Genomic DNA, 20583 nt, shown 5'->3' with positions numbered 1-20583 from the left:
GAAACTGGGTTTCTGTTGTTGCAAAAAAATCACATTTGCCAAAAAGTGGTGTTCTCTCTTATGTTTAGCGTCCATGCAAATTTTTATCTTTATGCTATTGCCTTAAAATTCAATATTGTAAGTTTGGCGCAGCTAAAGACTAGAGTGATGCGTCGGGCGCGAAAAATCTGTGAGTTGGTGGCAAAAGCGATGGGCGAGCATCGCGCAATTGATTGACCTGACGCCACCGCAAATAATTAGGCATGACGCGCTATCGCCGCGCGCCGCCCGCTAAAGTCGATTGCGTCACATTGAAACGAATCTCCCGCCTCGCGCGTTAAGAAACTGGCGACCTTTCGGGGGCGTCGGCGAGCAGAACGCGGTGAGGGGCCGCAAGGAAAGGTCCAGCGGGGGTTGTGATGGCGTTCATCCATTGGCAAGACGACGCGCATTGGAAAGTCGAGGCGCGTGCGCGCCAAGCGAGCGAATTGGAGCGGCGCCTTTGCGTTGCGGCTGTCTGCGCGCTGGCGGCGGCTCCGCTTGCGGTCTGCGCCGCGCTGACGATTTGGGGCTCCTGAGCCGTCCTTCAAGCTTCTCGCCCGCGCTGCGCCGCAGCAAAAAACGCGGCCATTTCTTTTGGCTCAGCGCATAGACGTCGCGCGCTCGCGCCCGAGATAATGGGCGTGTTTGTTTGGCGCTGCGCCCATGAGCCTTGATCTCGACAGACGCGCCTTTTGCCAGAGCGCCGGCGTAGGCCTTGCGTGGCTCGCGTCGTCTCGACTGATGGCTGAAGAGCGCGCGGCGCTTCCTTTCGCCAATGGCGAGCGGCCGCTGGCGGCTTACCCCGGCAAGCGCCCGCTCATTCAGCTCACCGCGCGTCCGCCCCAGCTCGAAACGCCTTTCGCGGTTTTCGACGAAGGCCCGATCACGCCCAACGACGCTTTCTTCGTGCGTTACCATCTCGCCGACATTCCGCTCAGCATCGATCCCGATTCGTTTCGCCTCGAGGTGAAAGGAGAAGTCGCGCGCCCGCGGTCGCTTTCGCTTGCGGAGTTGAAAGAAGACTTCGAGCCCATTGAAATCGTCGCCGTCAATCAATGTTCCGGCAATAGTCGCGGCTTTTTCGAGCCGCGCGTCGGCGGCGGGCAACTCGGCCATGGCGCCATGGGGAACGCGCGCTGGCGCGGCGTTCCGCTCAAAGCGCTGCTCGAAAAAGCGGGGGTTCGGAGCGGCGTCCGGCTGATCGCCTTCAACGGCCTCGACAAGCCGCCCGCGCCCGAGACGCCGGATTTCGTCAAGGCGCTCGACCTCGCGCACGCCGGCGACGGCGAGGTCATGGTCGCCTACGCCATGAATGGCGAAGACTTGCCCTGGCTCAACGGCTATCCGCTGCGGCTCGTCGTCCCTGGCCGTTACGGGACCTATTGGGTGAAGCATCTCAATGAAATCACGGCGCTCGGCTATGAGTTCGTCGGCCATTGGATGGCGAACGCCTATCGGATTCCCGACAATGATTGCGCCTGTTCGCAACCGGGCGAGAAGATCGAAAAGACGACGCACATCAAACGTCTCAACATCCGCTCTTTCATCACCAATCTCGCCGATGGCGCGAAAGCGCCAGCGAATGCGCCTTTAGCGCTGCGCGGAATCGCCTTCGACGGCGGTCATGGCGTCAAAGAAGTTCTCGTCTCGATGGACGGCGGCGCAAGCTGGAAAGAGGCGCGTCTGGGCGAAGATCTCGGCCGCTACTCCTTCCGCGAATGGCGGATCGAAGCGACGCTGCCGCCCGGCGTCCATGAAGTGAAAACCCGGGCCGTCAATCGCAGGGGCGAGGCGCAGCCCTTGACGCCCAACTGGAACCCTTCGGGCTATATGCGCAATGTCGTCGAGACCATCCGCGTCGAGGCGATTTGAGAGGAAGCCCATGCGACGGCTGGCGATTACGATCGCGCTGTTTCTCGCTTCGCCTTGCGGCGCGGAGCCGCGGACCTATGCGCTTCCCGAAGAGACGGCGACGCTGCGCCCCGGCCCGGATAGGGAGGCGGCGCAGAACAATTGCCTCGCCTGCCATTCGGTCGACTACATCCTTCTGCAGCCGCCGCATATGGGCCGACCTTATTGGGAAGGCATCGTCAAGAAGATGATCAAGACTTACCGCGCGAAGATCGACGCGGACGACGCGCAAAAAATCGTCGATTATCTCGCGAAGACTTATTGAGCGGGAGTCTTACGACGCCTCGCCGATCGGCCATTCGCCCTTATAGACGCCGCCCTTATTGTCATGCGCTTCGACGCGCATCGTCTTCGCGCCGTTGGGCGCATAGCTGAAACGGAAGGCCGGGTCTTCGGAAAGCGAAATACCGCCCTCCATTTTGAAGACGAGCGCGTCGCCCCGCCACACTTCCACGGAATCGATGAAATGCGCCGGCAGATAGGCGCGCGTAACCGGGTCCATCTGCATGCCGGAGGCGTTGGGATGGCGGATCATGATCTGCGCCTCGCGCTTTGCGGGATCGGCGCTTTTGAATTCGCGATATTTCATCTTGCCGACATTGGCGAGCGCCTCGTCCTGATCCTTGACCGCCGGCGCCGAGCAGCCGCCCGAGGCTTTGACGAATTTCGCGTCGGCGCGCAGCGTGGCGCTTCGCGTCTCCGCCACGGCGTGGACATTGCTGTAGGAATTCACCCTGACGCGCGTCTCGATGAAGCCGACGCCGGCCGTCTCGCCAAGCGTGAAGGCGGCGGCCATCGGCATCGGATTCTGGTCGATGACGAGCGTCGCGACCTTGATTTGCGTCGGATCGGAAAAGCGCATCGTCATCGGCACGATGGCGGCGTCCTCGGCGCGCGCCGGCGCTTCGAGCGTGATGGCGCCGTCGGCGGCGCCGATCGCGCGGTTTTGGAAAATATCAGCGACAAGGCCGGGCCAGGGATCGGCGGGGCCTTCCGCGAAGGCGCCGGTCGCGACGAAGAAGGCGGCGAGCGCGCCAAAAGCGCCAATGGCGCAATGAGCGGTTTTGCGGAGCATGTTCCCTCCTGGCCTCGGTCGGCCTTAAAGCGCTTTTGACGCAGCATAGACCAATTTGGCGGGAAGTTACGAGACAAAGTCCCCTAACGTCACGGCGCCTCCCATTCCAGCTCCGCGAAGCCCGCCGTGGCGTTGCGGGCGTTGTAATCGTCGAAGAGCCGCCATTTGCCGCGTTCCTCTGCGCCCGCTTCCTTGGCCGCCGCCGCGACGCTTTCGCCCTTCTTGATCGCGGCGCGAAGGTCGGCGGTCAGCCGCGAGAGGTAAGCGCGCTCGTCGTCGAGCGCCTTGGGCCAGGGCGCCGGCATCGGGCCATGGCCGGCGACGACCTGGCGCGCCGGGATTGACGCGAGCCTGTCGGCGATGTCGAGAAAGCCCAGCAGGCTGCCGTCGACGACCGGCACATGCTGGAGAAACAGGAGATCGCCGGCGAAAAGCACGCCGCTGTTTTCGTCGAGAATGGTGAGGTCGCATTCGCTATGCGCCGTGCGCCAGGCCTGCAGCAGCAGCTTGCGGCCGCCGAGATCGAGCGTCAGCGACTGATCGACGGTGAGCGTCGGCGCAACGATGGTCACGCCGTCGAGCGCGTCGCCCATCTGCGCCCGAAAGGCGGCAAGATAATAGTCTCCCCGCGCGGCGAGCGCCCGCGGCAGATTTTTATGCCCGACGAAGACCGCGCCGGTCTCGACGAAAGCGCCATTGCCGAATGTGTGGTCGGGATGCGCATGGGTATTGATGACGTAGCGAATGGGCTTTTGCGTCTTCTCCCGCAGGGCGGCGAGAAAAGCGCGCCCCTCGATGAGACTCCCGCCCGTGTCGATCACCGCGACCGCTTCATCGCCGACGATGGCGCCGAGATTGGCGATGTCGCCGAGATTTTCCCGACTCATTAGGGAAGTTTGCCCCTGATGCGCATAGACGCCGGGAGCGATTTCCCGAAGCGAAAATGGCGCCGCGGCCCGCGCGACGGCGAGCGGCGCGGCGACAGCGACGAGAGCGAGAGCACAACGTAAGATACTGTCTAACAAGAGCGTTTCTTGCTTCATACAGGGCGTCGCAACCTGGCTTGGCGCCGCATTTTTTTGCGATTGCGATTCACTTGGCAGCGACATATTATCCCGCCGTTTCCGAGTTAAAAGATGCCTTCCGGACGGGAACCGGAAGCTTCTCCCCGCCGGAGGGCGTTTTGTCACGCCGGCAAGAGACAAAAACGGAAATCGCCTTCCCAATGTCGAGGCGCCTAGGAGGCGCGACGTCGGCGGCGGCGCAAGAATAATCGCGCGCCCCGCGTCGCCAGGAGGAAAAGCTCATGCATAGACTGTTGTTGTCGACTTCGGTGGCCGTTCTGGCGCTCGCGGGCGTCGCAAAGGCCGACGATCTGCTGACTTTGCAGAAGGACCCGAAACAGTGGGTGACGCCGACCGGCGACTATTGGAACCTGCGCCATTCGGCCCTCAAGCAGATTACGACCGAGAACGTCGGCAAGCTCGCGCCGGCCTGGCAGTTTTCGACGGGCGTGCTGCGCGGCCATGAGGGCGCCCCGCTCGTGATCGGCGACGTGATGTATCTGCATACGCCGTTCCCCAATATCGTCTATGCGCTCGACCTCAAGGATCCCGATCACAAGATCCTCTGGAAATACGAGCCCAAGCAAGACCCCTCCGTCGTCCCGGTCATGTGCTGCGACACGGTTAACCGCGGCCTCGCCTATGGCGACGGCAAGATTTTCCTCGCCCAAGCCGACACGACGCTCGTCGCGCTCGACGCCAAGACCGGACAGGTCGCCTGGTCGGTGAAGAACGGCGATCCGTCGAAGGGCCAGACCTCGACCGCGGCGCCGCATGTCTTCAAGGACAAGGTGTTCGTCGGCATCGCCGGCGGCGAATTCGGCGTGCGCGGCCATATCACCGCCTATGACGTGAAGAGCGGCAAGCTTGCGTGGCGCGGCTATTCCATGGGCCCCGACGCCGACACGCTCATCGAGCCCGGCAAGACCACCCATCTCGGCAAGCCGGTCGAGAAGGACTCCGGCATCACGACGTGGGAAGGCGATCAATGGCAGATCGGCGGCGGCACCACCTGGGGCTGGTACAGCTACGATCCGGATCTGAACCTCGTCTATTACGGCTCGGGCAACCCCTCGACCTGGAACCCGAAGCAGCGTCCGGGCGACAATCGCTGGTCCATGACCATCTGGGCGCGCGATCTCGACACCGGCAAGGCGAAGTGGCTCTATCAGATGACGCCCCACGACGAGTGGGACTATGACGGCATCAATGAGATGATCCTCGCCGACATCGACATCGGCGGCGCCAAGCGCAAGAGCCTCGTCCACTTCGACCGCAACGGCTTTGCCTATACGCTCGACCGCGTCACCGGCGAATTGCTCGTCGCCGAGAAATACGATCCGGCCGTCAACTGGGCGACCAAGGTCGATATGGACAAGAACTCCAAGACCTATGGCCGTCCGCTGGTCGTGTCGAAATATTCGACCGAGCAGAACGGCGAGGACGTGAACTCGCAGGGCGTCTGCCCGGCGGCGCTCGGCTCGAAGGATCAGCAGCCTGCGACCTTCGATCCGGCGACGCAGCTGTTCCTCGTCCCGACGAACCACGTCTGCATGGACTATGAGCCCTTCCGCGTGAGCTACACGGCGGGCCAGCCCTATGTCGGCGCGACGCTGGAAATGTATCCGGCGGGCAAGGTGCTCGGCGACGGCACGAACAACACCGGCAATTTCATCGCCTGGGACGCGCGCACCGGCAAGATCGTCTGGTCGAACAAGGAGCAGTTCTCGGCCTGGGGCGGCGCGGTGTCGACGGACGGCGGCGTGACCTTCTACGGCACGCTCGAAGGCAATCTGAAGGCCGTCGATTCGAAGACCGGCAAGGAGCTCTATAAATACAAGACTCCGTCGGGCATCATCGGCAACGTCATCACCTATGAGCATGGCGGCAAGCAGTATGTCGCGGTGCTTTCGGGCGTCGGCGGGTGGGCCGGAATCGGCCTCGCGGCGGGCCTCAGCAAGAGCAACGAGGGCCTCGGCGCGGTCGGCAACTATGCCTCGCTCGCCAATTACACGGCGCTCGGCGGCGTCCTGACCGTCTTCGCCCTGCCAAACTGAAGCAAGTTCCGAAAAAGTTGACAGACTTTTTCGATCAGAACTTGCTCCAGCTTGATGATTGGGCGCGATTTCTTATCGATCGGACGATTCCGTCCGATCGGAAAGCGCGCTAAGCGAGACGCGCAGCTAAAGAAAACCGGCGCTCGGCGCGCACCTTTCAAGGTGTCCGCCGGGCGCCGGCATTTACGGGGTTGGAGCAGAGTCCTTCTTGGCGGAAACGCCGCGCGCTTCCGTCAAGAAGGATCCTGTTCTAGGAAAGAAAGACCAAGGAGAAAGAGTGATGAGATCGTCGTTGGCCGGGGCGTTAGCCCTGGGCGTCATTATGTGCGTGGGAAACTCCGCGATGGCGGAAGCGCCGGGAGATCCCAAGGCCGTCAAGTCGACCGACGGCAAATATTATGACGCCAAAGGCGATCCCACCTATAATGTCAAACCCGACGGCACGGTCGACTGGTACACCTTCTCCGGCTATCGCCGCTATCACGCCGAATGCCATGTCTGCCATGGCCCCAATGGCGGCGGCTCGACTTACGCCCCCGCGCTCAAGGAGTCGGTGAAGCGCTTCGACTACGCCGAATTCGCCGGCATCGTCATCGGCGGCCGGCAGAACGGCAATAGCGTCATGCCGGCTTTCGCCGAGAACAAGAACGCCTCTTGCTATATCGACGACCTCTACATCTATCTGCGCGCGCTTTCGACCGGCGCGATCGAGCCAGGCCGGCCGGCGAAGAAGGAAGAGCGTCCCGAGGCCTTCGCCAAGGCCGAGGCCGAATGCATGTCGGCGAAATAAGGATTTCAGCGTCGATCGCATGATCGTCTCGCAGAAACGTCGCCGCGCTTTCGCCGCGCTTCTCGCCGTCGCTGGCGGCGCGGCGATTCTCCTTGCGGCGGCCGCGGGCGGCGCGCAGCAGCTCGATCCGCGGTTCAGCGTCAAGGGCGACGACGACAAGGGCTCGATCGAACTGATCGATCCCCAGACGTTGCGCGTCTGCGCCGATCCGAACAATCTTCCCTTCTCCAATGAGAAGGGGGAGGGCTTCGAGAACAAGATCGCAGAGCTGCTGGCCAAAAAGCTCGGCAAGGGGCTCGCCTATTCCTACTATCCGGGCGCTACAGGCTTTGTGCGCAATACGCTCAACGCCCATCTTTGCGACGTGATCCTCGGCATGCCGCAGGGCAACGACCTCGTGCAGCCGACCAATCCCTATTACCGCACGACCTACGCCATGGTGACGCGCGCGGGCTCCGATCTCGACGGGATCGCCGCGCTCGACGATCCACGGCTCAAGGAGAAGGGGCGTCGCATCGGCCTTATCGCCAATACGCCGCCCGGCAATGTGCTGGCGATGAACGGCCTGCTGGCTTCGGTGAAACCCTATCCGCTGGTGGTCGACACGCGCGTCGACGCCCCCGGCGCGACGATGATCCACGATCTCGAAAAGGGCGATATCGACATCGCCCTGCTCTGGGGGCCGATCGCGGGATATTACGCCAGGCAATCGCCGGCGAAACTCACCGTGACGCCGTTGCCGGAGACGCCGGGCGCGCGCATGGCCTTTCGGATCGCCTTCGGCGTGCGCCATTCCGACCAGAATTGGAAACGCGACCTCAACACGCTGATCGCGCAGAACAAGGCGGAGCTGGAGCGCATTCTGCTGGACTATGGCGTGCCTTTGATCGACGATGCCGGCCGTCCGATCACGGTGTCGCGATGAACTTCAGAATTTTCGGTTTTGTGGCGCTCGCGCTGCTCGCGGCTTTTCCCGCAGCAGCGACGGAGTCGCCGCCGCCCGAGCCCGAGAGCTACCGGCTCGACAATTATCACGCGCCGACGCCTTTGACGCTCAAGGGCGCGCGGGTGCTCGACACGCCGCAGGCTTATGAGCTGTGGAGCGGGAAGCAGGCGGCCTTCATCGACGCGCTGGCGCGGCCGCCCAAGCCAGAGGGCCTACCGAAGAACGCCGTCTGGCGCGATCCGAAGCGCTTCGACATTCCGGGCAGCATATGGCTTCCCGACACGGGCTTCGGCGAATTGTCGGAAAGCGCCGCGCGCTATTTCGAGCAGGGCCTTGCGCGCGCGAGCGGCGGCGACAAGTCGAAGCTTCTGGTTTTCTATTGCCGCACCAATTGCTGGGCGTCGTGGAACGCCGCAAAGCGCGCGATGTCGCTCGGCTATACGAATATAGCCTGGTATCCGCCCGGCGCCGACGGCTGGGAGCAGGCGGGCCACCCGCTCGAAGAGCGTGAGCCCGAGCCGCGCGAATAGCGGAACGTTTCACTCCATCGCGGCGATAATCGCCCGCGCCAGCGCGCCGAAGCGCTGTTCGATCAGCGCCGGACTTTCGCAGACATAGAAGATCATGCGTCGCTGCTCGTCGAAGAGCCGCAGCCGCCACTGCAGCGTCTCGCCCGCCTTTTTGACGGCTTCCGCGTCCATGGGCTTCGCATCCTGCGCGTCGCGCAGCGCCTGCGTCGCTTCGCGCGTCTTTTCCGCCATCTCCTTCAGGCGGCGGCCGAAACGGTCGAGGCCGTTGACGACGTCGCGCCGCTCGCCGTCCATGCGCTCATAGACGCCGGCCAAAAGAATCGTGAGCCGCTCCTTGCGCCTATCGCCGGCCGCCTTGGCGAAATCCGCGATGAGCCGCTCCGCTTCGTCAAGCGGCGTGCGGCGCGGCGCGAGGCGCGCGACGAGATCAGCGATCGCCGGGTCGTCGCGCCAGGCCTTGAGCGCCGCGTCCAGCGGCGGCCCGCTCCAGACGCCGGCGACCGCGAGATCCGGCACGCGCACCTGTTTGCAGGGCCAGTCCGGCTGCTGCTGCGCCTGCGCGCCGCCGGCGACGGCGAGAAGAAGAAATGCGACGGCCGGGCCGCGAAAGATCATGATGTCCGCCTAGCTCGCGCAGCATTTGGGCGGGATCGCCCAAATGCGGATAATATGACCGATTCCAAAAGTTCAGAGCGCGCAGCGCGCTCTTGCGTCGCCGGAACGCGCGACGCCGCTATAATGCCTCATGCAGCTTATTCCCGTCATCGATATTCGTGGGGGCGCAGTCATGCGCGCCGTCGCCGGAGACCGCGCGCATTATCGCCCGATCGCGACGCCGCTGGCGACAAGCAGCGCGCCGATCGACGTCGTCGCCGGCTTGCTGACGCTCTATCCCTTCGAGACGATTTACGTCGCCGACCTCGACGCGATCGAAGGCGAGGGCGACAATCGCGCCGACATTCTTCAGTTACTGGAAGCCTTCCCCGATCTGCGGCTGATGATCGACGCCGGCCGCAGATTTCGCGATTGGCGGGGACAGGCGCGCGTCGAGGCGATCATCGGCAGCGAATCCCTGACCGGCGCCGAAACGCTGTCCTTCGCGCGGGGCGATCCGGAAGTGCTTCTCTCGCTCGATTTTCACGACGCGCATTTTCTCGGCCCGAAGGCTTTGCTGTCGTCGCCCGAACTCTGGCCGAAGCGATTGATCGTCATGACGCTCGCGCGCGTTGGCGCCGACGCCGGGCCGGATTTCGTCCGTTTCGCCGAGATCGTCGCGCGCGCGGGGGAGCGGAGCGTTTACGCCGCCGGCGGCGTGCGCGGCGCCGAGGATCTCGCGCGGCTCGAAGCGCTCGGCGCGGCGGGCGCGCTTGTCGCCTCCGCCTTGCACGACGGGCGGCTCGCGCCCAGTGAGTGCGCGCGTTTCGCGTCGCGCGCCGCGCAACGAAAAAGGGAGCCGCGAGGGCTCCCTTCCTGACGCTATGGATGTTCGATCAATTGGGCGCGAAAGGATGTTTCGCGGTGACGCGCGCCGAGAGCACGGACTGCGCCGTCGGATCGCCCTTCATGGCGCGGGCGATCGCTTCTTTCGTCGCCTGATAGTTGAAGTCCTGAATCTTCTGGTCGTCATTGGCTTCCCAATGGATGAAGACGCCGACGCAGATGAACAGATCGTCGGCGGCGCTCAGGGGAATCACCCCTTCCGCGACGCTGTCGGCGACGGCCTTGGCGACGCCATGCTGCGCGGGTCCGAACATCTGCACCGCCTGTTTGGCGTTCTTGATCGTGACCTTGTTGAACAGGATCGTATAGGGCTTGACGAGCAGGTTCGGCGCGATCACCGCGAGCAGCGTGGTGAAGCCGTCCTTATTGTTGACGAGGGCGTTGGCGAAGGCCTTTTCCGCCGCCGAGCCGCGCGGTCCCATGATCAGGTCGATATGCGCGACCTCATTGCCGTCGCCGACGAGCGACTCGCCGATGCTGGTCTTGCCGGCGCTCCATGCGTGGCCAGGCGCCGACTTCGGAAAGAGCGCGCCAAGAATTTTATCGAAAAACGAAGCCATGATTTCATCCCTTCCGGTGCCGTTCGCGTCCCTGCGGCGCTTCTTATTCTTCGCGCGCGGAATGCCCTTTGTTCTCGCTTCGGCTTCCATGGGGAAGCCTTGGAAACCTCACGCGGGCCGCCCGCCTTGCGGCCGCGAGACCCAACATGCCGCCGGCGCCGCTTCGCGCGCGGCAGGCGCGGCTCGCCCCCTCGACGAGCCGGCGCCGCGACGGCGGGGAGTCATGGAGAGCTCCCCGCTGCGCATTCGATGGTCGGCTTAGTTGGGCGCGAAAGGATGCTTGACGTCGTTGCGCTTGGCGACGACTTCCGCGGCCTTCGGCTCGCCGGCGACGGCGCGCGCGATCGCTTCCTTCGTCGCCTGATAGTTGTAGTCCTGGATCTTCTTGTCGTCGCTCGCGTCCCAGTGAATGAACACGCCCACCGAAATGAAAAGGTCGTCCGCTTCTTCGACCGGGATCACGCCTTCGGCGACGCTGTCGGCGACGGCCTTGGCGACGCCATGCTGCGCCGGGCCGAACATCTGCACCGCCTGCTTCGCGCCCTTGATCGTCACCTTGTTGAACAGGATGGTGTTGGGCTTGCACAGAAGGTTCGGCGCAACGACCGCGAGCAGCGTCGTGAAGCCGTCCTTGTTGTTGACCAGCGCATTGGCGAAGGCAAGCTCCGCGGCCGAGCCGCGCGGCCCGATCAGAAGGTCGATATGCGCAACTTCGTTGCCTTCGCCGACCAGCGACTCGCCGACCAGCAACTTGTTAATCTTCGCCATGTGCGTTCCTCCCAGAAATCCCAAAACACGGCCCGCGCGCCCTTGCGCCGCGAGCGACCCCTATCCTCGCTTCGGCGCCGGGCGAAAAGCCCGACCGGTTGGCCAGATAGCCGCGAGACTTTCCCGCGCGCGCGGACTCAATCATTTTTGCGCGCCCTTGCCAAGATGGCCGCCAGATTATCCGCGAAAAGAACCGCGACGGTGAGATCGGCGCTCGTCCCGGGGTTGAGCCCGCGTTCCTTGAGTGTGCGGTCGAAAGCCAGCGCCATGTCGATCGCCGCTTCGCCTTTCGCCTCGCTCGCGAGACGCGCCGCAAAATGCGCGGCTTCGTTGCGCGCCTCCTCGGCTGCCGGCGCCCCATGTTTGCGCAATATATGGCTATCGGGGAATGCGCTTAAGAAAGCGGCATAAACGGCGAGAGTCGCGAGCCTCGGCTCGCGCCCCTTCGTCCGCGCCTCTCTCAACGTCTTCAGCCCAATGTCGAAAATATCGGCATAATCATTGGCGTATTGCCAGGCGATGCGGTCGCGCGCGGCGGCCGCACGCATCGCCTCCAAGAGAGTTGTCCGCGCCGGCGCGCGCACGTCATGCTGGGGCGCCGCGCCAAGGCCCGCCGGCCGCGCCAGGGCGATGGCGCGAAAAGCCTTCTCGGCGTCGTCGATGTCGAGCCCGCGCAGGACGCGCGCGGTCTCCTTTCGCAAATCGCCGTTCATTCCGGTTAGAGCCGCTTGCGCCAGCGGCGCGCAGAGCAGAACGATCCCGAGATTCGTGTTTTGTCCGACGCGCGCCCATGTCGCCTCGATCGCGCCGAGAATGCGCGCGCCCATAGTTGCGCGCGCGGCGGCGATGAAAGGCGCGGCCGCCTCGGCGCTGGTGCGAAAATCCGCCGCCGTCATGCCATGGCCGTCGGCGAAGACATGGACATTGCCGGGCTTGGGCGCCTGCAATTCCGCTTCGCAGGCGTCGATGAAAGCCTGGGCGACCGCTTCCGGCGCGATCGCCTCAGCCATCGACGCGCATATGATCGAGCGCGTCCGCCGCGAGGCGTTCGGCGATGGAGAAGGACGTCACCTGCTGCAGGCCGCTCCAGCCCGGCATGCTGTTCACTTCCAGCACGAGCGCCTCGCCCGCCTCGTCGTGGATGAGATCGACGCCGGCGATATCGACGCCGAGCGCATGGGCGGCGGCGAGCGCGAGATCGGCTTCGCGCCGCGAAGGCGTCGCGGCGAGCGGCTTCGCGCCCTGGCGCACATTGGTGATCCAATGCGAGGAGCGCCGACGCATCGCGGCGACGATTTCGCCGCGCGAGACGAGGATGCGCATGTCTTCATATGGCGGACGCGCCGGTCCGACGAAGCGTTGCAGATAATAGACGCCGCGCGCGTCGAGAAGCGCGGGAATGTCGCTTTCGCTTTCGATAAGTTTGAGGCCCCAGCCCTGCGCGCCGAAAAGCGGCTTCAAGACGAGCGGGCCCTTGACGCATTCGCGTCGCGCAAGGGCGCGCGCTTCGGCGAGCGTTTGCGTCGCAAAGGTCGCGGGCGTCGGAATTCCCGCCTGCGCCAGAAGAAAGCTCGCCATGCTTTTGTCGGTGCAGCGCTCGATGGCGCGCGCGCTATTGATAAGCGGAACGCGCAATGCTTCGAGCGCATGCAGAACGCCAAGCCGCATGGTGATCGCTTCCAGCGAGCCGTCGCCGATGGCGCGCACGATGGCGAGATCGGGGAGCGCATGAAAGCCTGGAATGGCCAGTCCGTCGTCGCGCGTCGTGTCGAATTTGCAGGCCGAAAGCCGGACGGCTTTGGCGCTCGCGCCCTGCGCGCGAAAGGCGCCGAGCGTGCGCTCGACATGCCAGTCGAGCTTGTCGGTGAAGATCGCGACGCGGGGCTTTTTACCTCCCCCTTGAGGGGGGAGGTCGAGCGCCGCAGGCGCTCGGGTGGGGGTGAAACAATCCGTCGTCATTTGAGACTCTGTCACCCCACCCCGGCGCTGAGCGCCGACCCTCCCCATCGAGGGGAGGGTTCACCCGAAGGACTTGTCGAGCAGCGCTTCGTTGATCTCGCCCGCGCGGAAAGTTTCGCCGGTCTCGATCGCCGTCACCAGCGCCTCGGCCGGCGAGAACAGGCTGCCGTCGATCTTATAGAAGTCGCCCTTATAGGCCTTGAAGATTTCCGCGAAAGGCTGGCCATAGTCGCGCGAATTGGAGCTTGGCAGCTTTTCGGCGAGCTCTCTCGCCGCCGCCGCCGGGCCCTTCACGAAGAGATGGGCGCGCCCGGCGTAGATGATCGCGTCATTGGTGCGGCCCATGGCTTGCACGAAATCCGGGTGGGGCGGCGAGAGCGGCGCGGTCGCGATGCCGTCAACGATGTCGTCGAGCGGGAAATGCAGCTCATGCGCCTTGTGCAGCGCGACTTCCAGCACGCGGCCGACGACCTGCGCGCCGCCCGCGAGCGACTGCGTCGGCGCATAGATGAAGGCGACCTTGTCGGGCGCGACGCCCGATTTCGTCGCGACTTTTTCCACGACCTCCTTGGGCGGCGGCGCGGCGCTTTCGAGGACGATGGTCACGCGTTCGGCCTGGTCCCGATAGGGAAGCTCCTCGAAGAGCTTTTCGGCGCGCGCCTGGGCGCGGCCGGGCCCCGAGCCGAGCGCGAAGAATTTTTCATGGGAGAGGCTCCAGCCCGCATATTGGCTGGCGAGACAGGCGACGACCGGATCATTGCTCGACACCGTCAGCCAGAAGGGCCATTTGGGCGCGCCCGGCGCATGCGCAAGGGTGACGCGGCCAAGGCCGCCCATGCAGATTTCAGTGAGCAGCAGGCCGACGTCGATCCCGCCGGGGACTTTCGCGCCGGCGTCGATCAGCAATTCGCCCAATTCGCCGCGCGAGACATGCACGCGATATTGCGCCGCGCCGGCGACCAGCCGGTCGACGATCTCCCCCGCGAGAGCGTTGACGCTCGCGCTCGCGCGGCCGCTGGTGTTCTGGCTTGCGCTCACTTGTGGCCCTTCCCTTAAATTTTACGTGGCTCTTTCGGCCGTTTTCCGCTCGCTTTAATAAAAGCGCGCGGCCGGATTGCGCGCGGAACTTATCGGGCTTCGCGAGGAAACGGAAGCGGGGGCTATGGCGCCGCCGCCTTAAAAAAACGCCGGAATTAGGGCTCCGCGCCGAGAATGACGCAAAAATTAAATAATTTTGCGCTTTAGAAGGAAACCAAAGCCGCGAAAGGGCGTTGAGCAAGGCAGTTTGTGCGGTCGCGCACGTTTACCGTTGCAGCGTTCGAATAGAAGTAGTCGGGTCAAATAAAGAAAATTGAGGGAACGCGAAGATGGAAGCGCAGACGACGACTGGACAAAATTCTTCGGGGCGCGTGGCGAAGGGCGACGTGCTGACCGTCGTTCTGGCCCTCGCGGCGATCGTTTTGGGCAATATGTTCCTCGTCCGGGCCCTCGACATCGCTTTGGACGCCTGGGCTCACTGACGGCGGCCCAAAAGACTGAGCGTCATCGCGCGCCGCGCCGCGCGGCCGACCAGGAGCGATAAGCGCCGGGCGTCATGCCCGAATAGCGTCGGAAAGCCCGCCTAAAGCTGGTTTCGTCCATATAGCCCGAGGCGGCCGCGAGCTGCTTGACGGATTTCTGCGTCGTCTCGAGCAGCATGCGCGCCGTCTCGAAGCGGACGCGATCGAGAAAATGCTTCGGCGTTTCGCCTGAAGCCTCCTTCAGCCGCCGGTGCAGCGTCCGCTCCGAGACCCCCAGCGCATGCGCGAGATCGATCGTCGTCAATTGCGCGTCGCCCGCCTGGCGGACGATATGCTCCGCTTCGAGCAGGAAAGGATTCGAGGCCGAGAGATGGCCAGGCGGAATATAGATCGCCTGGGTCGAGGGGACGGTGTCGACGACGGTGAAATCCGCGGCCTTTTTCGCCGCCTCCGGGCCGAGCAGCGCGCGAATGACGTGAAGCGTCAGGTCGATCCAGGAGAGCGGACCGCCGGCGGTCACGACGCGGCCGTCCTCGATGAGCGAGGCGCCCCACGCCGCGTCGGCGCGCGGATAGCGGCTTTTCAGCTCATTATGCCGCCACCAGGTGGTGGTGCAGCGCCGCCCGTCCAGCAATCCAGCCTCGCCGAGTAGAAAGACGCCGTTGCAGGAGCCGGCGACGATGGCGCCGAGCGCGTGCTGGCGCCTCAGCCACGCCGCCGCCGCGCCGATCGCGGGGGTGGGGGGCAGCGCATGGCCGCCGTCGCAGAGGTAGCCCGGCACGATGATCGCCGCGCAGCCGTCGGCGTCCTCGAAACGGCCGTCGACCTCAAGGAGCCGGCCGGCCCCGTCGCGAACGGCCCGGCCGTCATGGCTGACGCAGATCACCCGATAGGGCTCGGGCGCGTCCTTTTTTGCGAGCATGCGGCGGCTCAGGGTCAACATGTCGGCCGAACCGACGAAGGCGAGGCCCAGACAGCTTTCGAAGCCGAGAATTGCGATGTCCATCACGCGCCCAATCCTCTCGCCGCAGCCTTTGGCGACACCCCGTGGCGAATTTTGCACTAACAATGGCAAAGCCGCTGTCTGAATTTGCCAGACTAATGGCGAAGCCGCCAAGCTGTAAAGGACCCGGCCGCGCGCGACCCTAAGGCTCACCGGAAAAATATCATCGCATTCCGGTCGAACTGGAGGAAAACCGATATGAGCGTAACAACGCAGACGGCGGCAGGCGCAATCGATCGCGCCGAGCCGCTCGTCGATCTTAAAGGAATGTGGATCGGGCTGGCGGTCCTGAACGGCTTTTATCTGGTCGTGCGCATCTACGAGCAGATTTACGGCTGGCGCGCCGGTCTCGATTCATTCGCGCCGGAGTTCCAGACCTATTGGATGAGCATTCTGTGGACGGAAATTCCGCTGGAGCTCATCTCGGGCATCGGGCTCGCCGGCTGGCTCTGGAAGACGCGCGTGCGCGACATGTCGGCGCTGACGCCGCGTCAGGAGCTGCGCGCCGTCGCCGACAACGCGGCCTGGCTCGTCGTCTATGCGGCGGCGATCTATTGGGGCGCGTCCTTCTTCACGGAGCAGGACGGCACCTGGCACATGACGGTGATTCGCGACACGGACTTCACCCCGTCGCATATCATCGAATTCTATATGAGCTACCCGATCTATTCGATCCTGGCGGTCGGCTGCTTCTTCCATGCGAAGACGCGGATACCCTATTTCTCCAAGGGCTATTCGCTCGCCTATCTGATCGTCTCGATCGGACCCTTCATGATCATCCCGAATGTCGGTCTCAATGAATGGGGCCATACCTTCTGGTTCATGGAAGAACTGTTCGTGGCGCCGCTGCATTGGGGCTTCGTGTTCTTCGGCTGGATGGCGCTTGGCGTCTTCGGCGTCGTGCTGCAACTGCTGATCAACATCCACCGCGTGATCGGCAAGGAAGGCGTCGAGCTCCTCACCGAGGCCTGATAAGCGAAAAGTCGGCGCGCGGGCCGTCCCAGGAGTTTGCGCGCCGAAACTCCCCCTCCTAAATCAAATGTCGAGCTCTGGCGCCTTCCGGCCGCTCCCAGGCCAGGAGGCGCCTTTTTCCTTATCTTCTCCGCCGCTCCTTGAGTCTCGCGCGCCATTGGCGCATGAGAGCGTTTTCCGCCGAAGTGGATCCGAGTTCGGCGAAGAAAATGCGTTAATTCACAAAACGAGATCATGGAGTGACGCATCGATTCACGACATGATCTAGCGACGTGGATCGCTATGACGCGATCTATCGCAAGCGGAGCGCCTTCATGACGCAGACCTTCGACGTCATTCTTTCCGGCGGGACGCTCGTCAATCAGGACGGCGCGGGCCTGCGCGACGTCGGCCTGCGCGCCGGGAAGATCGCGGGGATCGGCGATCTCTCCCGCGCCTCGGCCGGCGAGCGCATCGACTGCCGGGGCCTGCATGTGCTGCCCGGCGTCATCGATACGCAGGTGCATTTCCGCGAGCCCGGCGCGCCGCATAAGGAGGATTTGGAGTCGGGTTCGCGCGGCGCGGTTCTGGGCGGCGTCGTCGGCGTTTTCGACATGCCCAACACCAAGCCGCTGACGACCGGCGAGGCCGAGCTTGCCGATAAGGTCGCGCGCGCGCGCGGGCGCATGCATTGCGATTTCGCCTTCTGGGTCGGCGGCACGCATGAGAACGCTCGCCATCTTGGCGAATTGGAGCGCCTGCCGGGCGCGGCGGGCGTCAAGGTGTTCATGGGGTCCTCGACCGGTTCGCTGCTGATCGCCGACGACGCCGGCATCGCGGAAGTTCTCTCCCACACCCGCCGGCGCGCGGCTTTCCATAGCGAGGATGAAGAGCGCCTCAACGAGAGGAAGCCTCTGCGCGTCGCGGGCGATCCTTCCTCGCATCCGGTGTGGCGCGACGTGGAGACGGCGCTGCGCTCAACGCAGCGGTTGATGCGGATCGCGCGAGAGAAGCGCGCGCTCGTTCATGTGCTGCATGTGACGACGGAGGAGGAGATCGCGCTTCTCGCCGAATATAAGGACATCGCCAGCGTCGAGACGACGCCGCATCATCTGACGATGGAGGCGAGCGACTACGCGAGGCTCGGAACCCTCGCGCAGATGAATCCGCCGGTGCGCGAAGCGCGCCATCGCGAGGGAATCTGGCGCGGCGTCGCCGAGGGCGTCGTCGATATTCTCGGCTCCGATCACGCCCCGCATACGCTTGAGGAAAAAGCCAAGCCCTATCCAGAGAGCCCCTCGGGCATGACCGGCGTGCAGACGCTCGTCCCGCTTCTTCTCGATCATGTGAATGCGGGCCGTCTCACCCTGCAGCGTTTCGTCGATCTCACAAGCGCCGGGCCGGCGCGGCTTTTCGGCATCGCCGGCAAAGGCCGCGCCGCCGTCGGCTATGACGCCGATCTGACGATCGTCGACATGAAGCGCCGCGAGACGATCAAGAATTCATGGATCGCTTCGCGCGTCGGCTGGACGCCCTATGACGGCAAGGAAGTGACAGGCTGGCCCGTGGGAGCCTTCGTGCGCGGCGTCAAGGTGATGTGGGAGGGCGAGCTTGTGACGCCCGCGCAAGGCGCGCCGATCCGCTTTCACGCGGCGCTCTAAAACAACGCCAAATTTTCTTCACGCGGAACAAAGCTCTTCGCGCGTGGTTGCTCCAAAGCAACGCGTGAAGGAGAGCGCCATGCCACGGGGAGAGAAATCCGCATACACCGATAAGCAGAAGCGTAAGGCCGAGCATATCGAGGAAAGCTACGAGAAGCGCGGCGCGCCGGAGAAGGACGCCGAGCGCATCGCCTGGGCCACCGTCAATAAGGACGACGGCGGCGGCAAGAAAACAGGCTCCGGCCGCGGCCATGCCGACACCGGCCATCCGGCGGCGCATAAGGGCGGCAAGGTTGGCGGGGAAGCCTCGGCCGCGCGCCCTGCGGCGGAACGTTCGGCGTCCGCGAAAAAGGCCGCGGAGACGCGCAAGCGCAACGAGCGGCGCGCCGGTTAGTTTCGGAACATCGCTGTCCCTGTCGCGTTCAGTCGCTACAGGAGAACGCAATGAGCAAGGACACGGACATGCACTCGAAGAACGAAGGCGAAGGCAGCCGCACGGCGGCAAAACAGTATAACGACGCGACGAAGAAATTCGTCGAGAGCGGCAAGGTGGAGTCGGCGGCGAAGGACGCCGAGCGCGCGATCGAAGGCGACGAAGCGGAAGAGCTGAAACGCGCCGAAGAGAAAGGCCGCTCGCACGCCAAGCCGCATGAGGAGAAGCGCGAAATCTAATATTCGCGTCAGGCGTCGACGCCCTGCGCAAGCTCAGCGATGACCGGCCAGCCGACTTCGCCCTGCGGGTCGGCTTTAGCAAGCGCGGCGAGATGTTTTTGCGTAATCTCGGGGCGCCCGCGCTTCAATTCGATGAAGGCGAGCGCCTTTAGCGTGAAAAGCGCGAAACGGCCCGGGCCTTTATGCGAGGCGGCGCGCGCCGGCCATTGCGCGGGATCGTCCGGCCAGCCCGCCTGGCGCGTCGCGATCCGTAGCCCCTGCTCGGCGATGTCGGCGGCGTAATCGAGCCCGCCCATATAGGTGTGGATTTTGTAAAGGCAGAAATAGGTGGAAAGCTCCTCAGGCGCCATGGCCAGCGCTTTCTGGAAAAGGGCGTTCGCCGCATCGCGGTCGCGGCGATAGGCGACCACCCCTTCTTTGAGCACTTCGTTGATTTCAGGCGGCGCTTCCGCGAAATCGACCTGCGCGGGAAGTTCGTTATCGAGGTGGAAAATATCGGCCATGCCGGCGCCGATGCAAAGGCCAGGCCATAGGCAATGTTAGTTTTCGCTCCAAAAATAATGCCAAACGCCGTCGGATGCGATCCCGACCCGCGTCGCATGCGGCCTTCCTTCCACATTGGAGCGGGTAAGATCGGCGAAGCGCACGCAGCGCCATCTCGCCAGCGCCTCCGCCTCATTCGTGGGCGGGTCGGGACGGCGGGCGAAGGCGGGCCATTCGTAAAGCGTCGTCGGGCCCCGCGCGATCGTCACGAAAGGCTGGGCGAAGATCGCGCGCAGCAGCTCGATCGTCTCGCGTCCCTTGCCGTCGAAGGACAGCGCCTTCAAGATTTCGATGGGATCGGCGCCCGCCTTGAACGTCCCGCTTTTGGCGAAAAGCGGTCGCGTCTCGTTCCAGTCGATCGGAATGCGCAGCGCCTCGACGTCTCCCGTCTCGCAGGCGGCGAGAATCTTGTCGCGGATCTTCGCGACGGGCGTCGGCAGAAGCGAAAGATCGGTAAGGGGCGGCGAGACGATGTCTGCGAACTCTCTCGATTGCGGCTTGCGGGTCATGGGCGATGTTAATCGCCGGGACGCCGACCGCGTCAATCGAGGCGCTTGTTGGCGCGAAGCTTGCCGTGGCGCGCGGATTGTCTAGTCTCCTTGAAATCGCCATGTGAAGGGCGAAAGTCGCGGGAGAGCGAATGGACGAGCTGCAGCATCAGGCCGCGCCGGAAGGCGGGGAAGACACAAGCCCGCTTGGCGCGCTTTTGCGCCGCTCGGCCCTGGCGCTTATCGCCGAGCGCCTTTGGCGCCTCTTCGTCGCGCTGGCGACGCTCGCGCTCTTCTTTCTGACGTTCGCCTGGCTTGGCTTCTTTCGCGCCGCGCCGCTCGAGGCGCGGATCGGCGTCGTCGCGCTCTTCGGCTTCGCGGCGCTCTATGTCGTCGCGCGGGAGATCGCGCGCGGCTGGCCGCGTCGCGCTCTGGCGCTCGCGCGTCTCGACGCAGCCGCCGATCCGGCGCTGCGGCCGGCCTCTTCGCTCGAAGACCGGCTGGCATTCAAGGACGCCGATCCCGCCGCGCAGGCGCTCTGGACGGCGCATCGCAGGCGGCTCG

General features: G+C 64.2%; 24 protein-coding genes. 13 read left to right on the top strand and 11 right to left on the bottom strand.

Features of this window, described 5'->3' with window-relative positions:
* Positions 1–684 precede the first annotated feature (684 nt).
* Both sorA and sorB read left to right on the top strand, forming a co-directional pair.
* Complete coding sequence (gene sorA, locus V3H18_RS08570) at positions 685–1893, top strand: SorA family sulfite dehydrogenase catalytic subunit (RefSeq protein WP_408631774.1); 1209 nt, start codon at positions 685–687, stop codon at positions 1891–1893.
* A gap of 10 nt (positions 1894–1903) precedes the next feature.
* Complete coding sequence (gene sorB, locus V3H18_RS08565) at positions 1904–2197, top strand: SorB family sulfite dehydrogenase c-type cytochrome subunit (RefSeq protein ID WP_332081602.1); 294 nt, start codon at positions 1904–1906, stop codon at positions 2195–2197.
* A 9-nt stretch (positions 2198–2206) separates the two neighbouring features.
* Here sorB and V3H18_RS08560 read toward each other — a convergent pair whose 3' ends face one another.
* Together V3H18_RS08560 and V3H18_RS08555 are read right to left on the bottom strand one after the other, a co-directional pair.
* A complete protein-coding gene (locus V3H18_RS08560; RefSeq protein ID WP_332081601.1) occupies positions 2207–3007 on the bottom strand; it encodes a quinoprotein dehydrogenase-associated SoxYZ-like carrier in 801 nt (266 codons plus the stop codon).
* Between the two features lie 89 nt (positions 3008–3096).
* Positions 3097–4050, bottom strand: a complete 954-nt coding sequence (locus tag V3H18_RS08555; RefSeq protein ID WP_408631773.1) for a quinoprotein relay system zinc metallohydrolase 2 — start codon at positions 4048–4050, stop codon at positions 3097–3099.
* A gap of 263 nt (positions 4051–4313) precedes the next feature.
* On the opposite strand from V3H18_RS08555, the gene xoxF5 reads away from it, so the two are divergent.
* The 4 genes from xoxF5 to V3H18_RS08535 all read left to right on the top strand — a co-directional run bounded on the left by xoxF5 (position 4314) and on the right by V3H18_RS08535 (position 8394).
* Positions 4314–6128 carry a lanthanide-dependent methanol dehydrogenase XoxF5 gene (gene xoxF5 / locus V3H18_RS08550; protein ID WP_332081600.1) on the top strand — a complete coding sequence of 605 codons (1815 nt, stop codon included), beginning with the start codon at positions 4314–4316 and terminating at the stop codon, positions 6126–6128.
* 322 nt (positions 6129–6450) lie between these two features.
* Positions 6451–6918 (top strand): c-type cytochrome, methanol metabolism-related, encoded by a 468-nt coding sequence (locus V3H18_RS08545; protein ID WP_332081641.1) that lies wholly within the window; start codon positions 6451–6453, stop codon positions 6916–6918.
* 19 nt (positions 6919–6937) lie between these two features.
* On the top strand, positions 6938–7843 hold the full coding sequence (locus tag V3H18_RS08540) for a substrate-binding domain-containing protein (protein WP_332081599.1): 906 nt from the start codon (positions 6938–6940) through the stop codon (positions 7841–7843).
* A complete protein-coding gene (locus V3H18_RS08535; protein ID WP_332081598.1) occupies positions 7840–8394 on the top strand; it encodes a PQQ-dependent catabolism-associated CXXCW motif protein in 555 nt (184 codons plus the stop codon). Before V3H18_RS08540 ends, V3H18_RS08535 begins: the two co-directional genes overlap by 4 nt.
* Before the next feature lie 9 nt (positions 8395–8403).
* Here the strand turns inward: V3H18_RS08535 and V3H18_RS08530 are convergent, their stop codons facing one another.
* Complete coding sequence (locus V3H18_RS08530) at positions 8404–9009, bottom strand: hypothetical protein (RefSeq protein ID WP_332081597.1); 606 nt, start codon at positions 9007–9009, stop codon at positions 8404–8406.
* Positions 9010–9181: 172 nt separating this feature from the next.
* On the opposite strand from V3H18_RS08530, the gene V3H18_RS08525 reads away from it, so the two are divergent.
* Positions 9182–9868 (top strand): HisA/HisF-related TIM barrel protein, encoded by a 687-nt coding sequence (locus V3H18_RS08525; RefSeq protein ID WP_332081596.1) that lies wholly within the window; start codon positions 9182–9184, stop codon positions 9866–9868.
* Between the two features lie 16 nt (positions 9869–9884).
* On the opposite strand, the gene fae (V3H18_RS08520) is transcribed toward V3H18_RS08525, so the two are convergent.
* From fae (V3H18_RS08520) to mch, 5 genes are all read right to left on the bottom strand, one after another.
* Positions 9885–10454: a formaldehyde-activating enzyme gene (gene fae / locus V3H18_RS08520; RefSeq protein ID WP_332081595.1), complete on the bottom strand. Its 570-nt coding sequence runs from the start codon at positions 10452–10454 to the stop codon at positions 9885–9887.
* 258 nt (positions 10455–10712) lie between these two features.
* On the bottom strand, positions 10713–11222 hold the full coding sequence (gene fae, locus V3H18_RS08515) for a formaldehyde-activating enzyme (RefSeq protein ID WP_332081594.1): 510 nt from the start codon (positions 11220–11222) through the stop codon (positions 10713–10715).
* A gap of 137 nt (positions 11223–11359) precedes the next feature.
* Positions 11360–12232, bottom strand: coding sequence for a triphosphoribosyl-dephospho-CoA synthase (locus V3H18_RS08510; protein ID WP_332081593.1), 873 nt, complete (start codon positions 12230–12232; stop codon positions 11360–11362).
* Positions 12225–13181: an ATP-grasp domain-containing protein gene (locus V3H18_RS08505; protein ID WP_332081592.1), complete on the bottom strand. Its 957-nt coding sequence runs from the start codon at positions 13179–13181 to the stop codon at positions 12225–12227. Before V3H18_RS08505 ends, V3H18_RS08510 begins: the two co-directional genes overlap by 8 nt.
* Before the next feature lie 60 nt (positions 13182–13241).
* Complete coding sequence (mch, locus tag V3H18_RS08500) at positions 13242–14219, bottom strand: methenyltetrahydromethanopterin cyclohydrolase (RefSeq protein WP_332081591.1); 978 nt, start codon at positions 14217–14219, stop codon at positions 13242–13244.
* 329 nt (positions 14220–14548) lie between these two features.
* Between mch and V3H18_RS08495 the strand changes: the two genes are divergently transcribed.
* Positions 14549–14701 carry a hypothetical protein gene (locus V3H18_RS08495; RefSeq protein WP_332081590.1) on the top strand — a complete coding sequence of 51 codons (153 nt, stop codon included), beginning with the start codon at positions 14549–14551 and terminating at the stop codon, positions 14699–14701.
* A 22-nt stretch (positions 14702–14723) separates the two neighbouring features.
* On the opposite strand, the gene V3H18_RS08490 is transcribed toward V3H18_RS08495, so the two are convergent.
* Positions 14724–15707, bottom strand: coding sequence for a GlxA family transcriptional regulator (locus tag V3H18_RS08490; protein ID WP_332081640.1), 984 nt, complete (start codon positions 15705–15707; stop codon positions 14724–14726).
* 195 nt (positions 15708–15902) lie between these two features.
* On the opposite strand from V3H18_RS08490, the gene amoC reads away from it, so the two are divergent.
* The 4 genes from amoC (at position 15903) to V3H18_RS08470 (ending at position 18988) form a co-directional block, all read left to right on the top strand.
* On the top strand, positions 15903–16676 hold the full coding sequence (gene amoC, locus V3H18_RS08485) for a bacterial ammonia monooxygenase, subunit AmoC (protein ID WP_332081589.1): 774 nt from the start codon (positions 15903–15905) through the stop codon (positions 16674–16676).
* A gap of 314 nt (positions 16677–16990) precedes the next feature.
* Positions 16991–18316 (top strand): dihydroorotase, encoded by a 1326-nt coding sequence (locus V3H18_RS08480; protein ID WP_332081639.1) that lies wholly within the window; start codon positions 16991–16993, stop codon positions 18314–18316.
* 79 nt (positions 18317–18395) lie between these two features.
* Positions 18396–18710, top strand: a complete 315-nt coding sequence (locus V3H18_RS08475; RefSeq protein ID WP_332081588.1) for a plasmid stabilization protein — start codon at positions 18396–18398, stop codon at positions 18708–18710.
* A gap of 50 nt (positions 18711–18760) precedes the next feature.
* The gene (locus tag V3H18_RS08470; RefSeq protein WP_332081587.1) at positions 18761–18988 is read left to right on the top strand and encodes a hypothetical protein; all 228 of its coding nucleotides are present in this window, start codon (positions 18761–18763) and stop codon (positions 18986–18988) included.
* Positions 18989–18996: 8 nt separating this feature from the next.
* On the opposite strand, the gene V3H18_RS08465 is transcribed toward V3H18_RS08470, so the two are convergent.
* Complete coding sequence (locus V3H18_RS08465) at positions 18997–19491, bottom strand: hypothetical protein (RefSeq protein ID WP_332081586.1); 495 nt, start codon at positions 19489–19491, stop codon at positions 18997–18999.
* A gap of 36 nt (positions 19492–19527) precedes the next feature.
* On the bottom strand, positions 19528–20040 hold the full coding sequence (locus V3H18_RS08460; protein ID WP_332081585.1) for a hypothetical protein: 513 nt from the start codon (positions 20038–20040) through the stop codon (positions 19528–19530).
* 131 nt (positions 20041–20171) lie between these two features.
* Between V3H18_RS08460 and V3H18_RS08455 the strand changes: the two genes are divergently transcribed.
* On the top strand, positions 20172–20583 hold a 412-nt coding region (locus V3H18_RS08455; RefSeq protein ID WP_332081584.1), incomplete at its 3' end, for a DUF4175 family protein.

Origin of the sequence: Methylocystis borbori (assembly GCF_036576025.1) — a bacterium.
Taxonomy (GTDB): Bacteria; Pseudomonadota; Alphaproteobacteria; order Rhizobiales; family Beijerinckiaceae; genus Methylocystis; species Methylocystis borbori.
This window is presented reverse-complemented; position numbering and strand designations above follow the sequence as displayed.

Excerpts from the sequence above, each read along its gene's own strand:
- sorA (WP_408631774.1), top strand. The coding sequence starts at position 685 with ATGAGCCTTGATCTCGACAGACGCGCCTTTTGCCAGAGCGCCGGCGTA.
- sorB (WP_332081602.1), top strand. The coding sequence starts at position 1,904 with ATGCGACGGCTGGCGATTACGATCGCGCTGTTTCTCGCTTCGCCTTGC.
- V3H18_RS08560 (WP_332081601.1), bottom strand. The coding sequence starts at position 3,007 with ATGCTCCGCAAAACCGCTCATTGCGCCATTGGCGCTTTTGGCGCGCTC.
- V3H18_RS08555 (WP_408631773.1), bottom strand. The coding sequence starts at position 4,050 with ATGAAGCAAGAAACGCTCTTGTTAGACAGTATCTTACGTTGTGCTCTC.
- xoxF5 (WP_332081600.1), top strand. The coding sequence starts at position 4,314 with ATGCATAGACTGTTGTTGTCGACTTCGGTGGCCGTTCTGGCGCTCGCG.
- V3H18_RS08545 (WP_332081641.1), top strand. The coding sequence starts at position 6,451 with ATGTGCGTGGGAAACTCCGCGATGGCGGAAGCGCCGGGAGATCCCAAG.
- V3H18_RS08540 (WP_332081599.1), top strand. The coding sequence starts at position 6,938 with ATGATCGTCTCGCAGAAACGTCGCCGCGCTTTCGCCGCGCTTCTCGCC.
- V3H18_RS08535 (WP_332081598.1), top strand. The coding sequence starts at position 7,840 with ATGAACTTCAGAATTTTCGGTTTTGTGGCGCTCGCGCTGCTCGCGGCT.
- V3H18_RS08530 (WP_332081597.1), bottom strand. The coding sequence starts at position 9,009 with ATGATCTTTCGCGGCCCGGCCGTCGCATTTCTTCTTCTCGCCGTCGCC.
- V3H18_RS08525 (WP_332081596.1), top strand. The coding sequence starts at position 9,182 with ATGCGCGCCGTCGCCGGAGACCGCGCGCATTATCGCCCGATCGCGACG.
- fae (WP_332081595.1), bottom strand. The coding sequence starts at position 10,454 with ATGGCTTCGTTTTTCGATAAAATTCTTGGCGCGCTCTTTCCGAAGTCG.
- fae (WP_332081594.1), bottom strand. The coding sequence starts at position 11,222 with ATGGCGAAGATTAACAAGTTGCTGGTCGGCGAGTCGCTGGTCGGCGAA.
- V3H18_RS08510 (WP_332081593.1), bottom strand. The coding sequence starts at position 12,232 with ATGGCTGAGGCGATCGCGCCGGAAGCGGTCGCCCAGGCTTTCATCGAC.
- V3H18_RS08505 (WP_332081592.1), bottom strand. The coding sequence starts at position 13,181 with ATGACGACGGATTGTTTCACCCCCACCCGAGCGCCTGCGGCGCTCGAC.
- V3H18_RS08495 (WP_332081590.1), top strand. The coding sequence starts at position 14,549 with ATGGAAGCGCAGACGACGACTGGACAAAATTCTTCGGGGCGCGTGGCG.
- V3H18_RS08490 (WP_332081640.1), bottom strand. The coding sequence starts at position 15,707 with ATGGACATCGCAATTCTCGGCTTCGAAAGCTGTCTGGGCCTCGCCTTC.
- amoC (WP_332081589.1), top strand. The coding sequence starts at position 15,903 with ATGAGCGTAACAACGCAGACGGCGGCAGGCGCAATCGATCGCGCCGAG.
- V3H18_RS08480 (WP_332081639.1), top strand. The coding sequence starts at position 16,991 with ATGACGCAGACCTTCGACGTCATTCTTTCCGGCGGGACGCTCGTCAAT.
- V3H18_RS08475 (WP_332081588.1), top strand. The coding sequence starts at position 18,396 with ATGCCACGGGGAGAGAAATCCGCATACACCGATAAGCAGAAGCGTAAG.
- V3H18_RS08470 (WP_332081587.1), top strand. The coding sequence starts at position 18,761 with ATGAGCAAGGACACGGACATGCACTCGAAGAACGAAGGCGAAGGCAGC.
- V3H18_RS08465 (WP_332081586.1), bottom strand. The coding sequence starts at position 19,491 with ATGGCCGATATTTTCCACCTCGATAACGAACTTCCCGCGCAGGTCGAT.
- V3H18_RS08460 (WP_332081585.1), bottom strand. The coding sequence starts at position 20,040 with ATGACCCGCAAGCCGCAATCGAGAGAGTTCGCAGACATCGTCTCGCCG.